The organism is Azospirillum brasilense (assembly GCF_008365405.1).
Lineage (GTDB): Bacteria > Pseudomonadota > Alphaproteobacteria > Azospirillales > Azospirillaceae > Azospirillum > Azospirillum brasilense_D.
Genome location: NZ_QOKV01000002.1, coordinates 63,779 through 80,609, shown reverse-complemented (window position 1 = coordinate 80,609; position 16,831 = coordinate 63,779). Strand labels below are relative to the sequence as shown.

Annotated in this window: 13 protein-coding genes; 3 read left to right on the top strand and 10 right to left on the bottom strand. The window is 70.0% G+C overall.

Annotated elements, in window-relative coordinates; all coding sequences use genetic code 11:
- Positions 1-4 precede the first annotated feature (4 nt).
- Genes DS837_RS04745 through DS837_RS04730 form a run of 4 tightly spaced genes read right to left on the bottom strand, consistent with a single transcriptional unit; the run spans position 5 to position 3,418 of the window.
- Positions 5-907, bottom strand: a complete 903-nt coding sequence (locus DS837_RS04745) for a DUF1839 family protein (RefSeq protein WP_149163679.1) — start codon at positions 905-907, stop codon at positions 5-7.
- 20 nt (positions 908-927) lie between these two features.
- Positions 928-1,866, bottom strand: coding sequence for an amino acid--[acyl-carrier-protein] ligase (locus DS837_RS04740; RefSeq protein WP_247889767.1), 939 nt, complete (start codon positions 1,864-1,866; stop codon positions 928-930).
- A gap of 26 nt (positions 1,867-1,892) precedes the next feature.
- On the bottom strand, positions 1,893-3,092 hold the full coding sequence (locus tag DS837_RS04735; protein ID WP_149163678.1) for an acyl-CoA dehydrogenase family protein: 1,200 nt from the start codon (positions 3,090-3,092) through the stop codon (positions 1,893-1,895).
- The gene (locus DS837_RS04730; RefSeq protein WP_149163677.1) at positions 3,089-3,418 is read right to left on the bottom strand and encodes an acyl carrier protein; all 330 of its coding nucleotides are present in this window, start codon (positions 3,416-3,418) and stop codon (positions 3,089-3,091) included. Before DS837_RS04730 ends, DS837_RS04735 begins: the two co-directional genes overlap by 4 nt.
- Positions 3,419-3,642: 224 nt before the next feature.
- On the opposite strand from DS837_RS04730, the gene DS837_RS04725 reads away from it, so the two are divergent.
- From DS837_RS04725 to DS837_RS04715, 3 genes are all read left to right on the top strand, one after another.
- On the top strand, positions 3,643-4,068 hold the full coding sequence (locus tag DS837_RS04725) for an OsmC family protein (protein ID WP_149163676.1): 426 nt from the start codon (positions 3,643-3,645) through the stop codon (positions 4,066-4,068).
- Between the two features lie 449 nt (positions 4,069-4,517).
- On the top strand, positions 4,518-8,327 hold the full coding sequence (locus DS837_RS04720; protein WP_149163675.1) for an autotransporter domain-containing protein: 3,810 nt from the start codon (positions 4,518-4,520) through the stop codon (positions 8,325-8,327).
- A 5-nt stretch (positions 8,328-8,332) separates the two neighbouring features.
- Positions 8,333-8,857 (top strand): invasion associated locus B family protein, encoded by a 525-nt coding sequence (locus tag DS837_RS04715; protein WP_149163674.1) that lies wholly within the window; start codon positions 8,333-8,335, stop codon positions 8,855-8,857.
- Here DS837_RS04715 and DS837_RS04710 read toward each other — a convergent pair.
- The 6 genes from DS837_RS04710 to DS837_RS04685 form a co-directional block, all read right to left on the bottom strand.
- On the bottom strand, positions 8,826-10,034 hold the full coding sequence (locus DS837_RS04710; protein WP_149163673.1) for a glycosyltransferase family 9 protein: 1,209 nt from the start codon (positions 10,032-10,034) through the stop codon (positions 8,826-8,828). The two genes, DS837_RS04715 and DS837_RS04710, sit on opposite strands and share 32 nt — an antisense overlap.
- A gap of 8 nt (positions 10,035-10,042) precedes the next feature.
- On the bottom strand, positions 10,043-11,632 hold the full coding sequence (locus DS837_RS04705) for a tetratricopeptide repeat-containing sulfotransferase family protein (protein ID WP_149163672.1): 1,590 nt from the start codon (positions 11,630-11,632) through the stop codon (positions 10,043-10,045).
- Positions 11,633-11,882: 250 nt separating this feature from the next.
- Entirely contained in the window at positions 11,883-12,698 is an 816-nt protein-coding gene (locus DS837_RS04700; RefSeq protein ID WP_149163671.1) for an enoyl-CoA hydratase, read from the bottom strand.
- 30 nt (positions 12,699-12,728) lie between these two features.
- The gene (locus DS837_RS04695) at positions 12,729-13,811 is read right to left on the bottom strand and encodes an ABC transporter ATP-binding protein (RefSeq protein WP_149163670.1); all 1,083 of its coding nucleotides are present in this window, start codon (positions 13,809-13,811) and stop codon (positions 12,729-12,731) included.
- On the bottom strand, positions 13,808-15,532 hold the full coding sequence (locus DS837_RS04690; protein ID WP_211102084.1) for an ABC transporter permease: 1,725 nt from the start codon (positions 15,530-15,532) through the stop codon (positions 13,808-13,810). The genes DS837_RS04695 and DS837_RS04690 overlap by 4 nt, the downstream gene beginning before the upstream one ends.
- A 243-nt stretch (positions 15,533-15,775) precedes the next feature.
- Entirely contained in the window at positions 15,776-16,831 is a 1,056-nt protein-coding gene (locus tag DS837_RS04685) for an ABC transporter substrate-binding protein (protein WP_149163668.1), read from the bottom strand.

The following is a 16,831-nucleotide window of genomic DNA, read 5'->3' as shown; positions in this document are numbered from 1 at the left end:
TCCGTCACCCGTAACGACGGACCAGCGCGCCGAGCACGCCGTCGTAGGCGCGCTCCATCGCCTCCAGCGGTTCCGCACAATCGCCGAAGCGCCGCCGGTGCACGCCGCGCGCCAACTGGAACTGAAAGGCCTTGGCAGTGGTGGAGAGGCTGGCGCAGGCCTCGGCCGCCTCCGCCGGTCCGCCGATCCAGCGCGCATACAGGCCGAGAAGCTCGAAATTCGCCCCCACCTGCCGCAGCGTGTTGAAGGCGTAGAGATGGAAATAGTCCATGGGCCGGGCGGCCAGCGTCTCCAGATGCTCCGGCAGAGCGGCGCGAAAGGCAGTGATTGGGTTTCCCGCCGGGCGGCGGCGCAGATGGTGGGACAGCAGGGCGCGCGAGGCGTCGGTCAGTGCGTCCCCCTCCAAGGGCGGACCGCTGCGCTTTACGAATTCCACATAGGGGAACAGGGGAGCGGGGGCGAACAAGCCGTCGTAATCCTCCCCCTCCAGCGTGAAGCGTCCGGCGTTGTGGATGTAGTCGAGCCGCCGCGCGCCCGCATCCATGCCGAGGATCGCGATGGTCGTCTTGACGTGCTGCGCACGGTAGGAGGTGCCGCGGGTGTCCGGCAGGTGATAGCCGTCCACCTCCACCAGCACCGGGCGCCCCCGTGCCACCTGCACCGTCGCGTGCGTCTCCACCCGGTCGTAGAGGGCGAGTTCCTGCACCTCCAAACCATAGAGGCGGCGCAGGTCCTCCGGCGGTATCTTGAAGAAGGTGAATTGGTCGCCCTCGAAATCCTGGGCGACGGTGAAGGCCAGGGAGGCCATCGGCTCCATCCCCAGCGCCCGCAGCAGCCCGAGCCACAGATCGGTGTAGCAGTTGGTCTCCGCCCAATCGCGGTCCGGCCTGTCGAGCGGATGCGCCATGCCCGGCCTCCCCTCCCTGCTCAGCCCCAGAGGACGGCGCGCACGGCGGCCGGCCACGCCTTCACGTCGAAGCCGTGATGGCGGAACAGCGCCAGCGCCACCCGTTCCATCCCGAAGCCGACGCACGCCGTATGGGCGACCGCGCCATCCGGAGTACGCAGGTCCCACAGCAGCCCGAAATGGTCCTGGTGATAGTTGAAGCTGAGGCAGGCGGTGGGCTGTTCCGCCAACGCGATGGGGATCAGCAGTTCGAACTTCAGCCCCTGATCGCGCTGGCTGACCGCCAGCATCCGCCCGGCCCGCCCGAAGAATGGGTCGTTCGCCAGATCGACCGCCACCGGCAGGGCCAGCGATTCCATCAGCGCCCGCCCCCGCTCCACCCAGCTTTGCCGGAAGGCCATCACCTGCTCCGGCGTTCCGGCGCGCACATACTCGCGCATCCGGAACAGTTGCATGCGCGCCGGGTCGAGCGACGGTTCATGGCGGAAGCAATAGGAGTAGACATCGACCAACGCGCCGTCGGCGGTCAACGGCCCGCGCTCCGCGATGGTGGGATAGACGGGGTAGCAGGCCGCCGGGGTCAGGACGACGTTGGTCGCCATCTGGGAGTCGGTCCACTCCTCCCCCTCTTCCAGCCGGCGCAGCAGGGACTGGTGGGCGCGCTCGTCACCCTTGAAGGCGTGGACCGTGCCGGCGAGGTGCGGGAAGCTCTTCAGATAGCCGCTCTGCTCGAACTGGTGGCGGGCCACCCCCGGGGGGAAGCGCATGACGTCCGCCCCGTCACCGCCACCCCAGGCGGTGATCAGGTCGTTGAAGCGCTCCACGACGTCCTCGAAGACGCCGCTGCGGCCGTACAGCCCATCGACCCCCGTGGGGATCAGCAGCCCGGCCGCGATCAGCGCGTCGCGGAACGCCGTCTGCCCATTCTCCACCGGTGTGCCTTCTGCCCGCATGTCCATCCGCCGCGTTCCGTTCCGAAAAAATCTCAGCCGAAGAGAGAGCCGTTGTCCCGGTGCGCCAGCAGCAGGTTCGCCGTGTTGCCCAGTATCCGGTCGTTGTTGATCATCAGCGGCGCCGAGTGGGCATCGCGCAGGTGGCGGCACAGGCTGTAGGGGCTGTCGTTGCGGTAGGCGGCCAAGCCGCCGGCCAGCATCGCCTGCCCAACGATCCGCACCACCATGTCCGCCGCTTCGGTCTTCAGCGTGTTCATGGCGACCGCGAAGCCCAGGGCGGTGAGACGGTCGGCATCGTCCGCCGCCGCCTCGAACCGGGCGAGCGCGCCGCGCACCAGGCCGCGCATGGACTGAAGCCCGGCGGTCGCCTCGGCCAGCCGCCGCGCGCCCGGCGGCGGGGTGCCGGGGCGCTTGCGCGCCTCCGCCCGGATGAAGGCGGCGGCCCGCGCCACCGCGTCCGTCGCGATGCCCAGCCAGACGCTGCTCCATAATATATGGGTAACCGGCAGCATGGTGCGGGCGGAAATGTCGGCGTAAGGCAGCGGCAGGATCTGCGCCCGCTCGGCCTCCGCCACCAGCCGGTAGCCGATGCTGCGGGTGCCCCGCATGCCCAGCGTGTCCCAGCCGCCGATCTCCTCCAACTGCGTTTGACCGCGCAGCACCGGCACGATCACCTGATCGGAGGGCGGCGAGTCCGCCTTGCGGCGCGCCGTCACCAGGATCGCGTCGGCCTCCGCCCCGTAGGAGATGACCGTCGCCTGCTTCTCCAGCCGGAAGGCGCCGCCCGTCTCGTCCTCGACCGCGCAGGCGCTGGAGCGGACATCGCCGCCGATCCCCGCCTCGGTCGTCGCGGAGGCGAGAAGAAGCTGCTCCGCGGCCAACCGCTCCAGGAGCCCGCGGTGCCAGTCGCTGCCCTGCCCATGGCGCACGAGACAGGCCACCTGAATCTGGTGCATGGCGTAGATCAGCCCGCTGGACGGGCATGTCTGGGCCAGCGCGTGGGCCACCGCCGCGGCGTCGGCCAGACCGCCGCCACCGCCGCCGAAGGCCCGCGGCACCAACAGGCCGAGCAGCCGCGCTTCCTTCAGGGCGGCGAAGGCTTCGGCGGGAAAGCGCGCCTCGCGGTCCACGCTGTCGGCGTGGCGCCCGGCGATGGCGGCGGCCTCGGTCGCGGATTCGGCGGCAGCCTCGCCGGCCATTGCGGACAAGCTGTCCGGCGCGGGCGCCCTCATCCGGCCTCCATCCCGCCCGGCGCACCGTCCAGCAGACCGGCAACCGCGGAACGGATCGCCGCGATGCTCTCGAAGGTGCGGCGGCGCAACAGATGTTCCGGAAACTCGACACCGTAGCGCTCCTCCAGCGCCAGCATCAGGTTCACCGACCCGTGGGAAGTCAATCCGGCGGCGTAGAGATCGTCCTCGTCGGACAAGTTGGAAGCGTCGGTGGCCAGCCAACCGCTCTCGGCCAGAAGCGTCCGGATGTCGCCCACGCTGACCGCCGGGGCATCGCCGCCCCGCGGCGGCGCTCCGGCCGCGACCTGCCAATCCGGTTGGCGCATGCTCATTCCCCTTACCCCCATTCAACCTCTGGCTTTCCCTGTGCCGGGGACAACGCCACAAAACCTTAATTGTTCTGCGCCTTCCTCTGCTTTTCCGTATGCCCAGGGTGCTTTTCGGGTGCCAAACGCTCCTCGTGCTTAACACTTGTGGCGATTGCCGTTCCTCCGAACGGCTCTAACTTGAGCGGCGGTTCATCGAACAAACACAAGATCGGGAGATCACCATGGCTGTGCGGCAATCGGATGCGGAATGGCGTGGCAACCTTGCCCAAGGCTCGGGCACGATGCGGCTGGGCAGCGGCGCCTTCGAAGGCGCCTACTCCTTCCCGTCGCGTTTCGAGAACGGCACCGGCACCAACCCTGAGGAATTGATCGCGGCCGCCCACGCCGGCTGCTTCTCCATGGCGTTGTCCGCCGGCCTGTCGAAAGCCGGGCACACGCCGACGCGCGTCCACACCACCGCCCGCGTCCATCTGGACAAGGTCGGCGAGGGCTTCGCCATCACCAAGATCGAACTCGACTGCGAGGCCGAGATCCCCGGCATCGACGCCGAGACCTTCCAGCAGCAGGCCGAGGGCGCCAAGAAGAACTGCCCGGTGTCCAAGGCGCTGGCCGGAACCGAGATCACCCTGAACGCCCGCCTCGCGTAGGCGTCGCCATCCCGGCGGTCCTTCGACAAGGGCCGCCGGCGTTGGAACGATGGCTCCCAATCATTAACATTGGCGTTGGAATTGGCGGCAATAGTGCCGTGAAGACCCCTCAGGGCTCTGCAAGAACATCGCTTGCAACAAATTTCGTCATTCCGAAATGCAAATTTCCATAAAGTAGTTACTTATAAAACGTGAAAACTTTCATGAGAACTTTCTACTTCAGGAGAATTTCTCAAAAATACAGTTGTTGAAGCAACAAACCCGCAATAACAGGGAGCAAAACCATAAATATACTTTGAAACATGCTGTGACATTAGAAAAAAATCAAGCATGAAGAGTTCTGTTTGCTTTGTAATTTTTCTTGGCGGTCAAAAGTGGTGCTCGTTATGATTGGGTGGTTCATACCATTGGTCGTAACGCTTAAGCCCCGCTTGCAAGGTGAGTCGCCCATGCCGCCGTCGCCATCCTCCCTCGACACCATCCGCCAAAGCCTGATGTCGGGCGGGCGCCTTCCGGCGATGGTCGCCGCCCCCATCGCGCTCGGCGTGTCGCTCGCCGCGAGCGCGGCGCCGATCGAGACGCTGTCGACCATCACGAACCAGTCCTTCTATCCGGGCGGAAGCAACATCCTCATCACCAGCACCGGTGGCGTGGTCGACAGCGGCACCGGAACGGACCCGAACGATCTGGGCACCGGCGTCTGGATCAACGCGAACGGCGGTTGGACTCTGACCAACCAGGGCACCATCAGGATTTCACTTCTGGCAGGTTACAACCAAGCCGACGGCATCTACGCGCAGAATTACGGCACCGTCATCAACTCCGGCCTGATTCATGTGACGAATGCCTATGTCGGCATTCTGTTGAACGGTTCGAACGGGTCGACATCGGTCATCCAGAACACCGGGACGGTGATCGGCAACTGGTCGGCCATCGAAACCGCCCACGCTGCCGAAATCACGAACGGATCTTCGGCGGACCGGACCGCGCTGATCAAGAGTTTGATGCCGGAAAACCAGTATTTCCAGACACAGTATCCCGCAATCAAGGTCCAGGGCTCCTTGGCGCCGAGCGCAATCACCAATTACGGCACGATCATCGGGCCAACCGACGCAATTTCCATCGTCGGTCCATCCACCATCATCAACCACGGAACGATCGTCGCCGGTCCCGGCTTCAGTGCGATCAGAACCGCTGCAACCGTATCCCCCACGTCCATCATCCTGAAGGACGCCAGCGTCGTCCTCGGCGGGGTGTTGAACGACATGGGGACTCAGAATCTCGTGCTGGAAGGAAGCGGCTCCCTGTCCGGGCCGATAGCCGGCACCACCACCCTGACCCTCACCGGAACGCAGTGGACCCTGGGCGGCACGAGTTCGGTCACGACGACGGACGTCCAGACCGGAACGCTGCGTGTCGACGGCTCGCTCACCACCGCGCTCCAGCTCGCCAGCGGGACGACGCTCGCCGGGACGGGCACGGTCGTCGGCACCGTGACCAGCCCGTCCGGCACCACCCTGACTCCCGGCGGCGCCGCTACGCCCGGCACGCTGACCATCACCGGCAACTACACGCAGCAGAGCGGCAGCACGCTGGCGATCCGGACGACCTCCAGCACCGCCAGCAAGCTGGCCGTCACCGGCACCGCCATGATGGGCGGCGCGCTGGCCATCACCTCCACCGGCGGCGGCTACGGCGACAGCACGACCTACACCATCCTGACGGCGGCGGGCGGCGTGTCCGGAGGCTTCACCGCCGTCACCAACAGCGACCCGACGCTGACCCCGACGGCCACCCTGGACACGGCGAACAAGCGGATTCAGCTCACCCTCACCAAGGTGATCCCGGAGCCGGAGCCGGAGCCGAACCCCAATCCCAACCCTAATCCGAACCCCAACCCTAATCCGAACCCCGATCCGACCCCGAATCCCGAGCCCACCCCCACGCCTCCGGCGGCCGGCGTGATCGACACCAGCCGCCCCAGCTTCACCAACGGCGACGGCGCGGTCCAGAGCGGCTCCGTCACCTTCGACGGCGGCACGCTGCGTCCGGCGTCGCCGCTGACGCTCGGCCAATCCGTCACCGTGACCAGCCGTGGCGGCACCATCACGCCGGACGGCAGCACCGTTACCCTGGCGGGCTCCGTCGGCGGCAGCGGCGCACTCACCGCCAGCGGTCCCGGTGCGGTGGTCGTCTCCGGCCAGCTCGCCAACGCCGGCGGCTTGTCCGTCAGCGGCGGCGCGGCCCTGAACATTGCGAAAAGCGGCGTGGTCGCCGGCGGCACGCTGGCGCTGAACGACGGCGGCAGCGCCACGGTCGGCGGCGTCGTGGCCGTCCCGGTGACGGTCGCCCGCGGCGGCGCGATGACCGTCGTCGAGGGCGGCGGCGTAGGAGGCACGCTGGCGGTCCAGGGCGGCACCCTGACCGTCGCCGTCAACGGCGCGGTCAACGGGGCGGTCACCGTCACCTCCGGTGGCACCGCCACCCTGGCCGGCGTCGTCATGGCGCCGGTCACCGTCGGCGACGGCACCATCACCGTGGCGGCCACCGGTACCACCGGGGCGGTCACGCTGGGCAGCGGCGCCGCGGCCACGGTGGACGGGGTCGTCGCCGGATCGTTGACCACCGGCGCCGGATCGACGTTCGGCGGGCACGGCGTGGTCGTCGGGCCGGCGGTGCTGTCCGGCACCCTGTTGCCCGGCAACTCCCCCGGCGTGCTGACCTTCCGGTCCGCCGTGACGCTGACCGGCACCAGCGTGCTGCGCGCCGAGATCGACGGCCCGACCGCCGGCAACGGCGCCGGCTATCACGATCAGATCCGCGTCGAGACCGCGTCCTTCACCGCCGGCGGCACCCTGGCTCCGGTGCTGCGCGGCATCAGCGGCGACGCCACCAACGCCTACACCGCCACGCTGGGGCAGAGCTTCACCATCGTCCAGGCGGACGGCGGCGTGTCCGGCAGCTTCGCCGCGGTGACCCAGCCGGCGGCGGGCCTGCCGGCCGGCACCCGCTTCGACACGCTGTACGGCGCCAACACCGTCCGGCTGGTGGTCACTCCGACCAACTACGCGGTGCGCGGCGGCACGCCCAACCAGCGGGCCGCCGGTGCGGCGGTGGACGCGCTGCGGCCGGCCGCCGGGGCACGGCTGGAGGGCGTGGCCGCCCCGCTGTTCAGCGGCCTCTACGGCCTGCCGGGCAGCGGCATCGCCGGGGCGCTCGACCAGCTTTCGGGCAAGCTGCACGCCGACACACTGGCCGCCGACCGCACCAACCGCCGTCTGTTCGGCAGCGCGGTGGAGAGCCGCCTGTCGGCCCTGCGCGGCGGCGCGGCGTCCTCCTCAGGCGTCCGGCTGGCCGGTGGCGGCAACGGCACACGCGCCGTCGGCGAGACCGGCGAGACCAGTGGGTCGCGCGGCGGGTCGGGCGGCGTGTGGGGCCAGCCGCTGGCGGCCTACAGCCGGACCGGCTCGGACGGCAACGCCGCCGGCACCACCGAGCGGATCGGCGGCTTCCTGCTGGGCGCCGACCACAGTTACGAGAACGGCGTGAGCGGCGGCTTGGCGCTCGGCTACCTGCGCAACCGCGTCACCTCGCGCGACGGGCTGGGCAAGGCCGACGTGGACAGCTACCAGGCGACGCTCTACGGCTCCTGGAGCCTGCGCGGCACGGCGGACAGCCCCTTTGTCGAGGGGGCCATCGGCTACGGCTACGCCAATTACGACGCCTCGCGCGGGATCGCCTTCGGCACGCTGGGCCAGGGCGCCAGCGGCAGCGCCGACGGTCACGATTTCTCCGTCGAGATCGCCGCCGGTCACCGCATGGCCTTCGCCGGGTCGGACAGCGCCTGGATCGAGCCGCGGGCCGGCCTGCGCTTCGACCGCATCACCCGCGAGGCCTTCCGCGAGTCCGGCGGCGGCGTGGCGCTGGACGTCGAGGCGGCGGGCTGGACCAGCCTGCGCAGTTCGCTCGGCGTGCGCGCCGGCACCAGCGTGACGGTCGGCGGCTGGCGCCTGCTGCCCAACGCCGCCCTGGCATGGGAGCATGACTTCGCCGACGCCACGGCCTCCACCACCAACCGGCTGGGCGGTGTGGCCTTCGCCGCCGACGCCAGCAAGCCGGGCCGCGACGCCCTGGTGGTCGGCGCCGGGCTGGGCGTGGCGTTGGACGACCGGCTGACCGCCACCATCGGCGTCCAGGACGCGATCCGCGCCCGCGAGAACACGGTGTCGGCGACCGCCGGCCTGAAGTGGAAGCTGTGAGGAACATGACGGCGATGCGCAAGGCGATCATCACGGGGGCGCTGGCGGCGCTCCCCCTCCTCCTCGCGGGCGGCCTGCCCGCCGGGGCGGTGGAGCCGGGCAAGACCTTCGGCGACTGGCAAACCGAATGCGAGACGCCCCCCGACGGCAAGCCGCGCTGCTTCCTGTCGCAGACCCGCGTGATGGAGAACAAGGAGGCGAAGCAGGCGACCCGCATCCTCAAGGCCTCGGTGGGCTATTTCGCCCCCGACGGCAAAGGGGTGATGGTCGTCATCCTGCCGCTGGGCGTCGACCTGCGCGCCGGCGCGGCGCTGACCATCGACGACGGCAAGCCGCTGCCGCTGACCTACCAGCAGTGCATCCAGGACGGCTGCCTCGCCAACGCCCCGATGGACGAGGCGACGCTGACCGCGCTGCGCCGCTCCAAGAGCGCGCAGATCACGGTTCGCCCCTATGGCGGGACCCAGGCGGTGGCCTTCCCGCTCTCCACCAAGGGCATCACCGACGGGTTGGCCGCCCTGAAGCCCTGAGCCTGCCCCCGGCCACCGCGGCGACGGCGCCGCGGATGGCCTCATCCCATTGTCCGGGCGCCGGCTGCCGGTGCAGCGTGACGGTGGGATACCAGGGCGTGCCGCCGCGACCGAGCAGCCAGCGCCAATCCGGCGCGTGGGGCAGCAGAACCGCGGTCGGGCGCCCCATCGCCCCGGCCAGATGAGCGACCGCCGTGTCCACACAGACGACATGGTCGAGCTGCCCCAGCACCGCCATGGTATCGGCGAAACTTTCCAGCTCCGGCCCCAAGTCGACCAGCGGCGCCGCCCCGTAATAGCGGGCGGCCTCCGCCTGCGCCGGCCCCTTCTGGAGCGACACCAGCGCGGTCTTCTCCAGCGCAAAGAACGGCGCCAGTTGGGCGAGAGGCAGGGAGCGGTTGCGGTCGTTGCCGTGGGTCGGGCGCCCCGCCCAGACCAGCCCGACGCGGCGGTAGCCGCGGGGCAGCAGCCCGTCCAGGCGCTCCGCCCAGCGCTGCACCCGCTCCGGCTCGGCCCGCAGGCCGGGGAGCGGCGGCGGGACGGTGTCGATCCCCGTGCCGAACAGCCCCGGCAGGCCCGACAGCGCGGCGTAGGCGTCGAAGGGCGGCGCCTCCTCCCAATCGGTGACGATCCGGTGTCCGCCGGGAAGCGCGCGGATCACCGGCAGGATCTCCGGGCTGCACGCCACCACGAGAGCCGGGCAGAGCGCCGCCGCCATCGGCAGGTAGCGGGCGAACTGGATGGTGTCGCCGAAGCCTTGGTCGGCGACCAGCAGCAGAATGCCCTCGGGCAAGGGGCGCCCATCCCACGGCCGCGGGGCGGACGAGCCGCCGCGCGTCAGGAGCGACGGCGGGACCAGCGGCGGCACGCCGCGAAGGCGCCAGCGCCATTCGTATTCGCGCCACCCCTCCCCCCATTGCCCGGAGAGCAGAAGCCCCTCGGCCAGCTCGAAGTGCGGCCCCGGCCAGTCCGGGCGGAGGCGGACGGCGCGCCGCTCGCAGGAGATCGACGCCGCGACCTCCAGCCGGTCGTAGAGCACCACCCCGAGATTGTACCAACAGGCCGCGTCGCCGGGGTCGAGCGCAACGGCGCGGCGGCCATGGGCGGCGGCCTCGTCCAGCCGGCCTTCACGGCGGCGGATTTCGCACAGGTCGCTGTCGGATGGCGTGCTCGGCATGGCTGCGGTTACAGGCTGTAGCCCAGCCCGAGAATGACCGGCTCCAGGATCGGGATCGCCGGCTTCAGATGGGCCTTGTAGGCGCGGTGGCGGTCGATGGAGCGGCTGTAGAGCTTTTCCGCGACCTGGGCGTGGCTGGGCGTGCGGGCGTGGCGGCGGTTCTCCTCGAAGCGCAGGCAGCGCCGGTCGAAACCCAGCCCGAGGAAACCCAGCAAGCGCCGCACCGCCGGTTCCGGCTCCCGCACCAAATCCTCGTAACGCAGCGGCAGGTAGCGCAGCGGCATCTCCCGCCGGTAATGCTCCACCAGATCGAACACCAGCAGGACGTGGCGCGCCGCCGTCTCGACGTCGTTGGCGCAATGGAAGCCGTGGGTCAGGTTGGTGCCCATCATCGATAGCACGACGTCCAGCGGGTGGCGCAGCACATGCACCACCGGCGCCGTGGGGAACATCAGGGCGATCAGGCCGAGATGCGTCTCGTTGAAGGGCATCTTGTCCGTGAACAGCGTGTGGCCGGGCTTGGCCGGGACCAGCTTGCGGGCGTGGCGGAGGTAGGCGTCGCGCAGCCGCTCCAGCCCGTCGCGCTGGTCGCCCATCCACAGCTCCGACAGCGCCTCGGGATAGCCGAGCGGGCTGCCCAGAGTTTGCGGCAGCGCCCGCACCACCGCGCCGAGCGCGGGCAGCTCGTCCCCCGCGGCGACGGCCGGGTGGCAGGACAGGATCTGCTCGACCAGCGTGGTGCCGGAACGCGGAGCGCCCGCGATGAAGACCGGCTGCGGCCCGGCGGCCGTGGCGGCGGGTGTGGCGGGCCGCGGCATCAGGCGCAGGCGTGGCGCCACGAAGAAGGTGGCGAGGCGCGCGATGAGGTCCACCGCCTCCTCCTCGCCGTAGCGGCGCCCGGCCTGCCGCAGCAGCGCCTTGCCGGCGGCGAAGGCGGCGAAGGCCTCGTCATGGCGGCCCAGCCGGTCGAGGATGCGCCCCGTCTCCAGCAGCGCGTCGGGGTTGGGGCCGCCATGGCGTACGGCCGAGGCGTCCAGGAGGGCGAGCGCCTGCTCTCCGTCCCCCTGCCGTGCCAGCAGGGCCGCCGCGAAGGTGTCGGCGCCACGGTGGTGGGGGTCGAGGCACCGGGCGCGCTCCACCAGCCGTTGCGCGGCGGGCAGGTCGCGGGCGGCGTCCTCGGTTTGTGCCCAGCCGTGCCAGGTCAGGGCGATGGAGGGGTGCAGCGCCGCGGCCCGGCGGTAGGTCCGCCGCGCCTCCTCCAGGCGGCCCTGCCCGGTCAGGCTCCAAGCGATGTTGGCCAGCGTCGCGGCGTCCGGCGGCGCCAGGGCCAGCGCCCGGCGGTAATGGAACTCGGCGGCCTGGGGCCGCTGGGTATCAGCCAGCACCAGCGCCATCAGCGTGTGGGATCGCGCGTCCTCCGGCGCCAGCCGGACCGCGTTGCGGGCGTGGGGCTCGGCCTCGGCCGCGCGGCCTGTCCGGAGCAGCAACCCGGCCAGCTCCTGCGTCGCCGCGAGATCGTCGGGCGCGGCCCGCAACCGCCGCTCCAGCGCCGCAACGTCGGGGGCGCCGCTCTGAAGGTCGTCGGTCGTGGTCGGCATGACAGGCGGGTCCCCTGGCGGCGGAACGCCCGCAGGGGCGCGTGGTGCGGCGCCAGGATAGTGAAGGGTCCAAGTGGCGGCAAGGCCCTCCCCTCTCCCGTCCCGGGAGAGGGAAGGGGCCCGCGCGAAGCGTGGGAAGGGTGAGGGTGCCGTCAAGAATCCGTGCCTTGATCCTCGCAGGACCCTCACCCGGCCCTGCGGGCCACCCTCTCCCGGGGCGGGAGAGGGATTTGACGCCGCCGCGGACGCTCTACCGCCCCACCCAGACCGGACGGCGCTTCTCCAGGAAGGCCGCGATGCCCTCCTGATAGTCGGCGGAAAGGTAACAGAGGCGCAGCAGGTCCGCGTCGCCGTCCGCCGGCAGCCCATGGTCCCGCCAGCGCCGCAGCGCCTCGCGGGTCGTCCACAGGGTCAGCGGGGCGAGGCCCGCCAGCTCCTCGGCCAGTTCCTGGGTGCGGTCGGTGAGGGCCTCCTCCGCAACGACGCCGCGCAGGGCGCCGGCCCCGGACAGCTCGTCGGCGGTCAGCAGGCGGGCGCTGAAGATCATCTCCTTGGTCCGCGCGGTGCCGAGGATGGCGGCCAGCCGGGCGAGGTTCTTGATGCTCAGGCAGTTGCCGACCGTGCGGGCGATGGGAAAGCCGAAGCGCACCGACGGCGTGGCGATGCGCACGTCGCAGCAGGCGGCGAGCAGAGCCCCCTCCCCCACGCAGGCGCCGGCCAGGGCGGCGATGGTGGGAACGCGCACCGCCTCCAGCGCCATCGCCGCGGTTTCCGCGCGGTCCTCCAGGATCGTGTAGTCCTCCGGCGTCTTGACGCTCTGCAGGCAGGACAGGTCGGCGCCGGCCATGAAGGCGGGCTTGTCGCCGGCCGCACCGGTCAGCACCAGGGCCTTCACCGCCGGGTCGGCGTCGACCTCCCGGCAGATTTCGATCAGCCGGTCCTCCATCCAGGGGGTGATGGCGTTGCGCGCCTTCGGCCGGTTGAAGATCACCCACTGGACGGCGCCGCGCCGCTCGGTCAGGATTTCGGGCAAGGCGTCGGCCTCGCCGGTCGTGGCGATGGTCATCGTTCGGACTTTCTGAGTTTTAAGCCGCGATCAGGCCGCCGGCCCGAGGATCTGGCAGGAGCCGATGGGAAGCAGCGCCGTCACCACGCTGCCCGGCGCGAAACTCTGCGCGGGCGGGATGAAGGCGCGCAGCGTCCGCCCGCCCCCCAGATCCACCAGCACGTCGCGGTACTCGCCCAGATAGGCGGAGCGCTGGACCGTGCCGGACAGCACGTTGCAGCCCTCGGCGGGCAGCCCTTTCTCATCGGCGCCGAACAGCCGGACCTGGGAGGGGCGCACGCAGAGCGACACCGTCCCGCCATGCGCCGCCCCGCTGCGGTCGGGGGCGGTCAGCACATGGCTGCCGACGCGGATGGCGCCGTTGCCCTCGCTGGTCCCGGCCAACTCGTTGTTGGCGCCGATGAAGGTGGCGACGAAAGCGTTGGACGGCCGCTCGAAGATGTCCTCCGGCGAGCCGAGCTGCTGGAGATGGCCCGACTTCATGACGGCGATGCGGTCGGCGGTGACCAGCGCCTCCGACTGGTCGTGGGTGACGTAGACGGTGGTCAGCCCCAGCAGGTCGTGCACTTGGCGGATTTCGAACCGCATCTCCTCGCGCAGATGGGCGTCGAGGTTGGACAGCGGCTCGTCGAGCAGGAGGATGCGCGGCTCGACGGCCAAGGCGCGGGCCAGGGCCACGCGCTGCTGCTGGCCGCCCGACAGCTCCGACGGGTAGCGGTCGCGCAGCGCCTCCAGCCGGACGGTGCGCAGCGTGCGGTCCAGCCGCTCGGCGATCTCCGCCTTGGGCAGGCGGCGGATGGCGAGGCCGAAGGCGACGTTCTCCGCCACGGTCTTGTGCGGCCACACCGCGTAGTTCTGGAAGACCAGGGAGATGCCGCGCTTTTCCGGCGGCAGCACCCCGCGCGCCGAGGACAGCAGCACATCGTCGGCCCAGATCTCCCCCTCCGTCGGCGCCTCGAACCCGGCGAGGAGCTGGAGCGTGGTGGACTTGCCGCAGCCCGACGGGCCGAGCAGGGCCAGCAGCGTGCCGTTGGGGACCTGGAGGTCGATGCCGTGCAGCGCGGTGTAGGTGCCGAAGGACTTGCGGAGGTTCTTGATGCGGATCCCGCTCATGTGGGGAGAACTCCTTCCGCCGGGGCGGTTTTACGACCAGATTTGCGAGAGGTGCGGCGCACGGTGGTCAGGCGCGTCAGGGGACCGGCGGCAGCCACCAGCGCCAGCGTGATGAGGAGGAGAAGGACGCTCATGGCGCAGACGGCCTCGTAGTTGCCGCCGTCCTTGGCGTTGTAGATCAGCGTGGTCATCACGTTGGTCTTGGGCGTGATGAGGAAGACGGCCACCGACAGCTCGCGGATGATCGGGATGAAGACCAGGAACCAGCCCGACAGCAGCCCGCCGCCCATCAGCGGGATGGTGATGGACAGGAAGGTCCGCCCCTCCCCAGCGCCCAGGCTGCGCGCGGCGCGCTCCAGCTCCGGCCCGATGCCCTTCAGGATCGACCCGCCATGGGCGTAGGCGATGGGCAGGAAGGTCGCCGCGAAGGCCGCCACCAGCAGCAGCGGCGTGCCGTAGAGATTCAGCGGCGCCCGCGTGTAGGCGGCGAAGAAGCCGACCGACATGACGATGCCGGGGATGATGATGGGAACGGTCGTGACCGCGCCGAACAGGCTGGCGCCGAACACCAACCGCCGTTCCACGATGTAGGCGACCACGGTGCCGAGCATCACGCACAGCGTCGCGGCGAGCGTCGAGAACAGCAGCGAGTTGACGATGGCGGTGTGCGTTTCCGAATTGCCGAACAGCGCCCACCAGTACCAATGCAGGGACAGATTCTCCCACGACAGGCCCTGGCCCCAGGCGCGGGTCAGCGACACCAGCAGCAGCGCCGCGTAGGGCAGGAACACCGAGACCAGCGGCAGCAGCAGGGCGGCGCCGAAGGCCGGCCAGCGGGCAGCGCCCAGCGCGATCCGCCGCCCCGCCCGGCTCTTGCCGGAGATGGTGACGAACTGCTTGCGGCCCAGGATGCGGCGGCGCATCCAGAACAGCATGGCGGTGACCAGCAGCAGCGGCATGCAGTAGGCGGCCGCCATGTAGATTTCCGGCGGGAAGAGCTGGTAGAACTCGGCCAGCTTGGTCGTCACCACCGGGATGCCGGTCGGCGTCAGCAGGAAGGCCGGGACGCCGAACAGCGTCAGCCCCTGGATGAAGGACAGGATGAAGCTGGCGATCACCGCCGGGGTGACCAGCGGGATGGTGATGCTGAGCATGGTGCGCAGCGTGCCGGAGCCCAGCGTGGCGGCGGCGTCCTCAAGCTCCACGGCCATCTCGTCGAGCGCGCTCGACACCATGGTGAAGCTGTAGGGGACGGTGTAGATGCCGCAGATGAAGATCGCCCCGGTCATCGAGTAGATGTTCAGCAGCGGCCCCGCCTCCGCCCCGGCGAGCGAGCGCCACAGTGCGTTCAGCCAGCCGGAGTTGGGCGCGGCCAGCAGAATCCAGCCGGTCGCCCCGATGAAGGACGGGGTGACGAAGGCGGTCAGCGTCAGCACGCGGATGCTGCGGCGGAACGGCAGGTCGGTCCGCGACACCAGCCAGGCCAGCGGCACGCCGATGCCGACGGCGATCACCGCGGTCGCCACAGCGAGGACCAATGAATTGAACAGCGGTTCCAGAAGCTCCGCGGATTGGAAGATCCGCGCGTAGTTGCCGAGCGTCCAGGCGCCGGTCAGGTCATCGTGGAAGCTGTTGTTGAGAACCCAGCCGAAGGGCAGGACCACCAGCAGGAAAAGAAGTAGGGCGACGGCGCCGAAGACCACGGTCCTGGCGAGTGGCACGCGGGCCATCACCGGGCGCGCGGTCCTCGCGGCTGCGCTGTCTGGGCTGTCCGTTGAAATGACCCCCATAGGGTCCGCCTCCATTGTCCATCAAAACCCTCTCCCGTCCCGGGAGAGGGTGCCCGCGAAGCGGGCGGGTGAGGGTCGCGCGAGGATCAGTGGATGATCCTAGACGGCACCCTCACCCTTCCCACGCTTCGCGTGGGCCCCTTCCCTCTCCCCAGAGGGGAGAGGGAATTAAGCTCAGCGCACCAGTTCCTTCCACTTGGCGATGCCTTCCGCGACCTCCGGGCCGAGGTCGTCACCGGTGTTGCGGTACCACTTCAACTGGTCCAGCGACCGCCCCTCCGCCCAGGGCACGTCCTTGCGCAGCGTCGGCCAGTAGTTCTTCTGGAGGATCATCGACACCTCCGTGGAGTAGAGGAAGTTGGTGAACAGCCGGGCGGCGTTCGGGTGCGGGGCCTTCGCCAGGATGCCGGTGACGCCCAGGTTCAGGATGGCGTCGTCGGACGGCGCCACCACGTCGATGGGGTTGCCGGCGGCCTTCTGGGTCAGCGTGTAGCTGAAGGGCGCGCCGGAGCCGACGACGCGCTCACCGGCCAGGATGTCGGTCACGGTGTCGACGTTGGACTGTCCGACCTTCGGCTTCTGCTTGCCGAAGGCGCGCAGGAAGTCGTCGCCGTACTTGCGGCGGATGGCGACCACCCAGTTCGCCACGTCGCCGGAGAAGGCCGGGCTGCCCGTGGTGATCTTGCCCTGCCACTGGTCCTCCAGCAGCGCCTGCCAGCTCTGCGGCGGAGACGGCACCTTGCCCGGCGCGAAGTTGATGCTGGTCAGGCTGATGGCGCCGACATGGTACATCTTGTCCGGGTCGAGGTTGCGGAAGGCGTCCGGGATGTGCACGCCGTCCACCGGCTCGAAGGGCGCCAGCGCGCCAATCTTCTTCAGCTCGGTGTAGTGCAGCATGTTGGTGGTGCCCAGCGAGTCGCACTCGTGGACGCCGCTCTGCAACTCCATGCGCAGGCGGGTGTAGACGGTCTGCGAGGCCTGGCGGAGCAGGTTCACCTCGATGCCCGGATACTTGGCCTTGAAGGCGTCGCGGATCGCCTCCATCGTCTGCTGCTCGTAGGAGCCCCAATAGAGGGTCAGGGCGCCTTCCTTCTTGGCGGCGGCGTAGAGCGGATCGTCCGCCGCCGACGCGATGCGCGAGAAGGCGGTGCCGGCCAGCCCGCCGGTCACCAGGGCGGTGCCGACGAGTCCGCCGGTCTGGAGAAGGCGGCGGCGCGAGAATTCCATCAT

What these genes read in the sequence shown, in the direction of transcription:
- DS837_RS04745 (WP_149163679.1), bottom strand. Translation starts at nt 907, where the DNA reads ATGGCGCATCCGCTCGACAGGCCGGACCGCGATTGGGCGGAGACCAAC.
- DS837_RS04740 (WP_247889767.1), bottom strand. Translation starts at nt 1,866, where the DNA reads ATGGACATGCGGGCAGAAGGCACACCGGTGGAGAATGGGCAGACGGCG.
- DS837_RS04735 (WP_149163678.1), bottom strand. Translation starts at nt 3,092, where the DNA reads ATGAGGGCGCCCGCGCCGGACAGCTTGTCCGCAATGGCCGGCGAGGCT.
- DS837_RS04730 (WP_149163677.1), bottom strand. Translation starts at nt 3,418, where the DNA reads ATGCGCCAACCGGATTGGCAGGTCGCGGCCGGAGCGCCGCCGCGGGGC.
- DS837_RS04725 (WP_149163676.1), top strand. Translation starts at nt 3,643, where the DNA reads ATGGCTGTGCGGCAATCGGATGCGGAATGGCGTGGCAACCTTGCCCAA.
- DS837_RS04720 (WP_149163675.1), top strand. Translation starts at nt 4,518, where the DNA reads ATGCCGCCGTCGCCATCCTCCCTCGACACCATCCGCCAAAGCCTGATG.
- DS837_RS04715 (WP_149163674.1), top strand. Translation starts at nt 8,333, where the DNA reads ATGACGGCGATGCGCAAGGCGATCATCACGGGGGCGCTGGCGGCGCTC.
- DS837_RS04710 (WP_149163673.1), bottom strand. Translation starts at nt 10,034, where the DNA reads ATGCCGAGCACGCCATCCGACAGCGACCTGTGCGAAATCCGCCGCCGT.
- DS837_RS04705 (WP_149163672.1), bottom strand. Translation starts at nt 11,632, where the DNA reads ATGCCGACCACGACCGACGACCTTCAGAGCGGCGCCCCCGACGTTGCG.
- DS837_RS04700 (WP_149163671.1), bottom strand. Translation starts at nt 12,698, where the DNA reads ATGACCATCGCCACGACCGGCGAGGCCGACGCCTTGCCCGAAATCCTG.
- DS837_RS04695 (WP_149163670.1), bottom strand. Translation starts at nt 13,811, where the DNA reads ATGAGCGGGATCCGCATCAAGAACCTCCGCAAGTCCTTCGGCACCTAC.
- DS837_RS04685 (WP_149163668.1), bottom strand. Translation starts at nt 16,831, where the DNA reads ATGATGGAATTCTCGCGCCGCCGCCTTCTCCAGACCGGCGGACTCGTC.